Genomic DNA, 5,978 nt, shown 5'->3' with positions numbered 1-5,978 from the left:
GCGGCACTCGCTCTCTGGGTAGTCGCTGTCCGGCGATTATAAACCGACCGGACGGTCGGTAAATGAAATTTCGAGATGCACTCGGGTAATTCCGTATGCGTGAGATCTGCGTAGATCGCGCGAATGCGCGCGTTATTCAATCTAGTGCAGACGAGCGATGCGTGCCGGGCGGCAGAAAATGCGAAAGAGCGGCGGCGATGTCATCGCGGCCGCTCTTCGAAGGAGGGAATCGGAAGAAAGGGGCGCTTAGCGCTTTTGCTGCGCGGCGAAGTCTTCCGCGTCGACGTCATAGCCGGACGGTTCCCAGCGCACCGCAAACAGCGCGACGAGCCCCGCGAGCGGCGCGACGGCGATGATCCAGAACACCTTCGTGCCGAGCGCGGCGGACAGAACCGGGAACAGGAACAGCGAAACCGTCGAGCTGGCGCGCATCAGCGTCTGATTGAAGCCGACGCCGACGCCACGCAGTGACGTCGGATAGCTCAGCGACGCGAACGTCATGCTGTGCGAGCCCGGCCCGACGCCTTGTCCGAGCAGGAAGGCCGCGAGAAACGCGATCGCGATGACGACTTCGACGCCCGTCGACGGTTTCCCGACGATCGCGAGCCCGACGAGCGCCGTCAGTTGAAACGCGTAGCCGACGACCGACAGCCTCCACGCGCCGTACTTCGGCACCGTGCGCACGGAGAACAGGCCGCCCGCGAACGCGAAGCACAGGTTGAGCGCGAGCGACGCGAGAATCGTCGTGAGCATCGATTGCGCGAGGAAGCTCGAGATGATGACCGGCAATCCGAACGCAACGGCGTTATACGCGAACGACGAAGCAATCGCGATGACGGTCGCCAGCACGGTCCGGCGCAGGTAGACGCCGCGCAGCAGCGCGCCGTAATTGCTCCACGTCGCGCGACGCGCCTTGGGCGGAACGACGGCGGTTTCATCGACGCGTGCATCGATGCCGTAGGAGCGCTTCAGGATCGCGGCCGCGCCGTCGAGATCGCCCTGATTCGCGGCCCAGACGGGCGATTCGCTCATATAACGGCTCCGGATCGCGATGATCGCGATGGCCGGCACCGCGCCGAAGCCGAGAATCAGCCGCCAGAGCCACCCGGCGTTGTGTTCCGGCAAGACCGCGTACAAGCCGAGCACCAGCAAATACGAGACGCTGATCGCCGCGTACCAGACCGGGCACCACATCGCCACGCGAGCCGCTTTGTTGCCGCGGCCCCGCAGCCGGGAAAACTCCGCGAGAAATGCCATCGCGACGGGCAGATCGATGCCGACGCCCAGTCCCATCACGAAGCGCGCACCGCCGAGCACCCAGGCGTTGGGCGCGAGCGCGCAGGCGATCGCCGCGACGACGAAGAAGAACATGTCGGCCATGAAGACGCGATAGCGGCCGATCTTGTCCGTGAGATAACCGCCGAGAAACGCGCCGATGATCGCGCCGAACGTGATCGCGGCCGCGACGAAGCCGGAGCCGGTCGGCGTCAGTGAGAATTCGCGCGCGATGTCCTTCATGCCGAATGCAAGCGCGCCGAGGTCGTAGGCATCGAGAAAAATCCCGCCGAGCGCGATGGCGACGACAACGCGCGCATCGCTCCCGGTCGCGGCGCCGTGGTTGACCAGAGCGGAGACATCGGCGGCGCTTTTGATGACGGGCCGCGAATCGTCGGCTGAGGCCCGGGCGGCAGCGCGTTCGGGCGCAAGAGAAACGGACATGATCTGACTATTGGTAAAAAGTTGTCGATGCAACGAATCGCCGGATCGTACTGGCCCAAGCGCAGCCGGCCAAATTCTTTTTTGTTATTTAATGACTTACGACGCGTCTGCGATGCTTTCCACGCTCGGTGCGGGCAGCGGAAACCGGCGCTACGATGCGCGATGCGACAATGTCGTTCCCTTCTGTTTCTTCCATTCAGGCATGTCGTCAGTCGAAAACATCGAATCGGTGAACGTCGCGATCGTCGGCGGAGGCCCCGCCGGGCTCATGGCCGCGGAGGCGCTGGCGGCAGGCGGCGCGCGTGTCGACGTGTTCGACGCGATGCCTTCCGTCGGACGCAAGTTTCTGATGGCCGGCAAGGGCGGCATGAATCTCACGCATTCCGAGCCTGCCGACGCATTCCTTGCCCGATACGGCGCGCGAAGCCCGAACATCGCGCCGCTGCTAGCGCGCTTCGACGCAGGCGCGTTGCGCAGTTGGGTCCACGGCCTGGGCGTCGAGACTTTCGTCGGCAGCTCGGGGCGCGTCTTTCCCACCGACATGAAAGCCGCGCCGATGCTGCGGGCGTGGCTGCATCGACTGCGTGCGTCGGGCGTGACATTCCATATGCGACATCGCTGGATCGGCTGGAGCGATGAAGGGACGTCGATATCGCGTTTCGCGACGCCATCGGGCGAGACACGCGTTCGGCACGACGCGCTTGTGCTCGCGCTCGGCGGCGCAAGCTGGCCGCAACTCGGCTCGGACGGCGCAGCGCTTCCCGTTCTCGATGCGCGCGGCGTGGCCGTGCGACCTTTCGTGCCGTCCAATTGCGGCTTCGACGTCGGCTGGAGCGAGCATTTCAGCAGCCGCTTCGCGGGCGCGCCGCTCAAATCCGTGGCCATCGGCGTGTCGCGCGCGGACGGTGCGCTCGACTGGCGCGTCGGCGAATGTCTGATTACCGATCAGGGTATCGAGGGCAGTCTGATCTACGCGTTGTCGGCGCCGATCCGCGATCGGATTGCCGGGAGCGGCGGTGCAGGCGCGACGATCTACCTGGATCTCGCGCCGCACTTTTCCGCCGAACGTGTGCGCGACGAAGTGTTGCATCCACGCGGAGCACGCTCGATGTCGAGTCATCTCCAGAGCCGCTTGCATCTGACGGGCGTGAAAGCGGGCTTGTTGCGCGAGTGCGTGAGCAAGGAGGAATTCGCCAACCCGGACACGCTCGCCGCGCGGATCAAGGCGTTGCCGCTGGGCGTGCTGCGCCCGCGTCCCATCGAAGAAGTGATCAGCAGTGCGGGCGGCATCGAGTTCGAAGCGCTCGACACCCGCTCGATGCTCCAGGCGCTTCCCGGCGTGTTCTGCGCGGGCGAAATGCTCGATTGGGAAGCGCCGACCGGCGGATATTTGCTGACAGCCTGCTTCGCCAGCGGGCTCGTCGCGGGGGAGGGCGCGCTCGCGTGGCTGGCCGAGCGCGTCTGAGCTGACCTAGGCGACGACGAGCCGCCACAGCGACGTGACTTCCGCCGAACGCGCGGCATGCAGCGGATCGGCCTTGTCGCTCGCGCGCGGATGATGCGGCTTGATGTCGATTCGCCCGTCGACCTTCAGCCCGGCCTTATCGATCCACTCTTGCAACTGCGCGCGTGTGCGCAAGCCGAGATGCTCCGCGAAATCCGACAAAATGAGCCAGCCTTCGCCACCCGGCGTCAGATGCGCGGCGAGCCCGTCGAGAAAGCCACGCAGCATGCGGCTGTCCGGATCGTAGATGGCGTGCTCGATCGTCGCGCTCGGGCGCGCGGGTAGCCAAGGCGGATTGCAGACAATCAAAGGAGCGCGGCCTTCGGGAAACATATCGGCCTCGACGATCTCGACCTGACGATCGAGCCCGAGTCGCCCGATGTTTTCCTGCGCGCAGGCGAGCGCGCGGGCATCGACGTCGGTTGCGACGATACGCTCGACGCCGCGCCGCGCGAGCACCGCTGCGAGCACGCCGGTTCCGGTGCCGATGTCGAACGCGAGCGCCTTCGACGGAAGCGGCTGATTTGCGACGAGATCGATGTACTCGCCTCGAACCGGCGAGAAGACGCCGTAATAGGGATGGATCCTCCCGCCGGCCGCACCGATTTCAACGCCCTTCTTGCGCCATTCGTGCGCGCCAATCAGGCCGAGGACTTCGCGCAAGGAAACGACCGAGGCTTCATCGGAAGTCGGACCATACGCTTCCTCGCATGCCTGACGCACGTTCGGCGCACGGCGCAACGGAATGGCGTACTGCTCGTCGAGCGGCAGGATCAGCATCGCGAGGGTGCGCGCCCGTTGCGATTGCGCGAGGCGGTGAAGATTGAATGCGTCGATCGGCGAAGTCGGCGTCGCCGGCTTCCTGGCCTTGCGTGGCTTGTTGTCGATGCGACGAGCCATCGCCTGCAGCAACTGGCGCGCGTTCTGGAAATCGCCGCGCCACAGAATCGCCGTGCCCTCGCAGGCGAGCCGGTACGCCTGATCGGCCGTCATCTGGTCATGTCCGATGACGACGCGCTTCGCCGGCGGATTGCCACTCTCCGATCTCCAGCGCGCGGTGCGGCTTTCGCCGTCTTCATCCCAGGCGAGGTGTTGCGGTGCTAGGTTTTTCGATTGCATATCTATATTGATTCCAGCTGCGGAGTCGTCGCGCCGGCGAAAAATGAACTGGCAGCATTGTGAGGCCATTTCGGGCGCGTCGCTGCGGCTTGTGCGCGTCGAGGGCGATATGCGTCGCGAGCGTTTTGACACTTCAGGCACAATCGAGCCTTTTCCGAACGCCTTCGCCGAATGAAACTTCGAGTTCTCGCCGCGATCTGCGCGGCCGCGCTTGCCGCGCAGTTCAATCTCGCGCCGCAGGCGTTCGCCGCCGACAACGCCGAAGCGCCCGCCAACGAACGCTGGGTCAGCGCGTGGGGCACCGCGCTGCAGTCGATTCCGCAACTGGCCAACCTGCCGCCGCTGTATCGCGCGCCGGATGTGGCTGGCCGCACCGTTCGTCAGTTGATCTATCCGCAACTCGACGGCAAACGGGTGCGCTTGCGAATCAGCAATCTGTATGGAACTGAGCCGCTCGTCGTCGAATCGATGAGCGTCGCGCGGGCGGCCGGAGGAAGCAATGCCGCGATCCGCGCGGGAAGCGCGCGGCCCGTGCTCTTCGGCGGGCGCAAGGGCGTGACCGTCGCGCCGGGTGCTCAAGCCACGAGCGATGGAGTCGATTTCGATGTCGCGGCGTTCCAGCCCGTCGCCGTCAGCATGTTCATGGGGAAGGAGCAAAAGCTCGTCGCCTGGCATCGCGTTTCGAGTCAGGTGAACTACATCTCCACGCCGGGTGATCGCACCGAGGACGCATCGGCGGGCGCGTTCCGCACGCGCTTTACCCAATATGCGTGGCTGACCAATATGGCGGTGGAAAATTCGTCGGCGCAAGCAATCGTCGCGATCGGCGATTCGATCACCGACGGCATGCGCTCCTCGATCAACGCCAACCGACGCTGGCCGGATGCGCTCGGAAAGGACGTGGCGCGAAAGAGCGGCGGGCAAACGGTCGTCGTGAATGCGGGGATCAGCGGAAATCGGCTGCTGAGCAACTCTCCCTGCTACGGCGAGGCGGTCGTGAGCCGATTCGAACGCGACGCGCTGCGCCAGCCGGGCGTGCGTGCGGTCATCGTACTGATCGGCATCAACGACATCAATTTCATGGCGATGCCCGCGCACGCCGGACTCGATTGCGACGCGCCGCATACCGAAGTCAACGCCGATGCGCTCGTGCGCGGCTATCAGCGTCTGATCGCGCAGGCGCACCAGAGGGGCGTCAAGATCTACGGCGCGACATTGACGCCCGCCTCCCTGCCGCCCGAGCGGGAGGCGATCCGCACGGCGGTCAACGAATCGATTCGCTCGAGCCGCGCGTTCGACGGCGTGGTCGACTTCGATCAGGCGCTGCGCGATCCGGCGCGCCCGAGCGCGCTCCAGCGCCGATATGACAGCGGTGATCATATCCATCCGAGCGATGCCGGTTACGCCGCAATGGCGGCAGCCGTACCGATGGAGTTCGTTGTCGGAACGGCAAAAGCGGCGCATTGAAGCGGGCGCAAAAAAAATTGGGTCATCACCTTGTCATTCGAGTCTGCTTGACCTAATATTCAGCCCCTCGTCGCAAGACGAGGGTCGCCGAGCGAAACGGGCGGCCTCCAAAGTCAGCAAATTTTGAAGCGAAAGCGAAAAATAGTGTTGACAAGGAGAAAAAGATTCC

The 5,978-nt window shown here is 64.8% G+C and carries 5 protein-coding genes; 3 read left to right on the top strand and 2 right to left on the bottom strand.

Annotation, left to right across the window (positions count from 1 at the left end; all coding sequences use genetic code 11):
- Positions 1 to 246 precede the first annotated feature (246 nt).
- Complete coding sequence (locus tag U4Y90_RS35635) at positions 247 to 1,719, bottom strand: MFS transporter (RefSeq protein WP_321801806.1); 1,473 nt, start codon at positions 1,717 to 1,719, stop codon at positions 247 to 249.
- A 202-nt stretch (positions 1,720 to 1,921) separates the two neighbouring features.
- Here U4Y90_RS35635 and U4Y90_RS35630 point away from each other — a divergent pair, with 202 nt between their 5' ends.
- A complete protein-coding gene (locus tag U4Y90_RS35630) occupies positions 1,922 to 3,184 on the top strand; it encodes a TIGR03862 family flavoprotein (RefSeq protein WP_321801804.1) in 1,263 nt (420 codons plus the stop codon).
- Positions 3,185 to 3,190: 6 nt separating this feature from the next.
- On the opposite strand, the gene U4Y90_RS35625 is transcribed toward U4Y90_RS35630, so the two are convergent.
- On the bottom strand, positions 3,191 to 4,342 hold the full coding sequence (locus U4Y90_RS35625) for a class I SAM-dependent methyltransferase (RefSeq protein WP_321801803.1): 1,152 nt from the start codon (positions 4,340 to 4,342) through the stop codon (positions 3,191 to 3,193).
- Positions 4,343 to 4,385: 43 nt separating this feature from the next.
- Here U4Y90_RS35625 and U4Y90_RS35620 point away from each other — a divergent pair, with 43 nt between their 5' ends.
- Positions 4,386 to 4,517: a hypothetical protein gene (locus U4Y90_RS35620; protein WP_321801802.1), complete on the top strand. Its 132-nt coding sequence runs from the start codon at positions 4,386 to 4,388 to the stop codon at positions 4,515 to 4,517.
- Positions 4,514 to 5,809: an SGNH/GDSL hydrolase family protein gene (locus U4Y90_RS35615; RefSeq protein ID WP_321801800.1), complete on the top strand. Its 1,296-nt coding sequence runs from the start codon at positions 4,514 to 4,516 to the stop codon at positions 5,807 to 5,809. The genes U4Y90_RS35620 and U4Y90_RS35615 overlap by 4 nt, the downstream gene beginning before the upstream one ends.
- The last annotated feature ends 169 nt before the right edge of the window (positions 5,810 to 5,978 follow it).

This window comes from Caballeronia sp. J97, from assembly GCF_905220305.1.
Lineage (GTDB): Bacteria > Pseudomonadota > Gammaproteobacteria > Burkholderiales > Burkholderiaceae > Caballeronia.
The sequence above is the reverse complement of the archived record's forward strand: the minus strand, read 5'-3'. Positions and strand labels throughout refer to the sequence as shown.

Coding starts and splice junctions, on each gene's coding strand:
- U4Y90_RS35620 (WP_321801802.1), top strand. CDS start 4,386: ATGAACTGGCAGCATTGTGAGGCCATTTCGGGCGCGTCGCTGCGGCTT.
- U4Y90_RS35635 (WP_321801806.1), bottom strand. CDS start 1,719: ATGTCCGTTTCTCTTGCGCCCGAACGCGCTGCCGCCCGGGCCTCAGCC.
- U4Y90_RS35625 (WP_321801803.1), bottom strand. CDS start 4,342: ATGCAATCGAAAAACCTAGCACCGCAACACCTCGCCTGGGATGAAGAC.
- U4Y90_RS35615 (WP_321801800.1), top strand. CDS start 4,514: ATGAAACTTCGAGTTCTCGCCGCGATCTGCGCGGCCGCGCTTGCCGCG.
- U4Y90_RS35630 (WP_321801804.1), top strand. CDS start 1,922: ATGTCGTCAGTCGAAAACATCGAATCGGTGAACGTCGCGATCGTCGGC.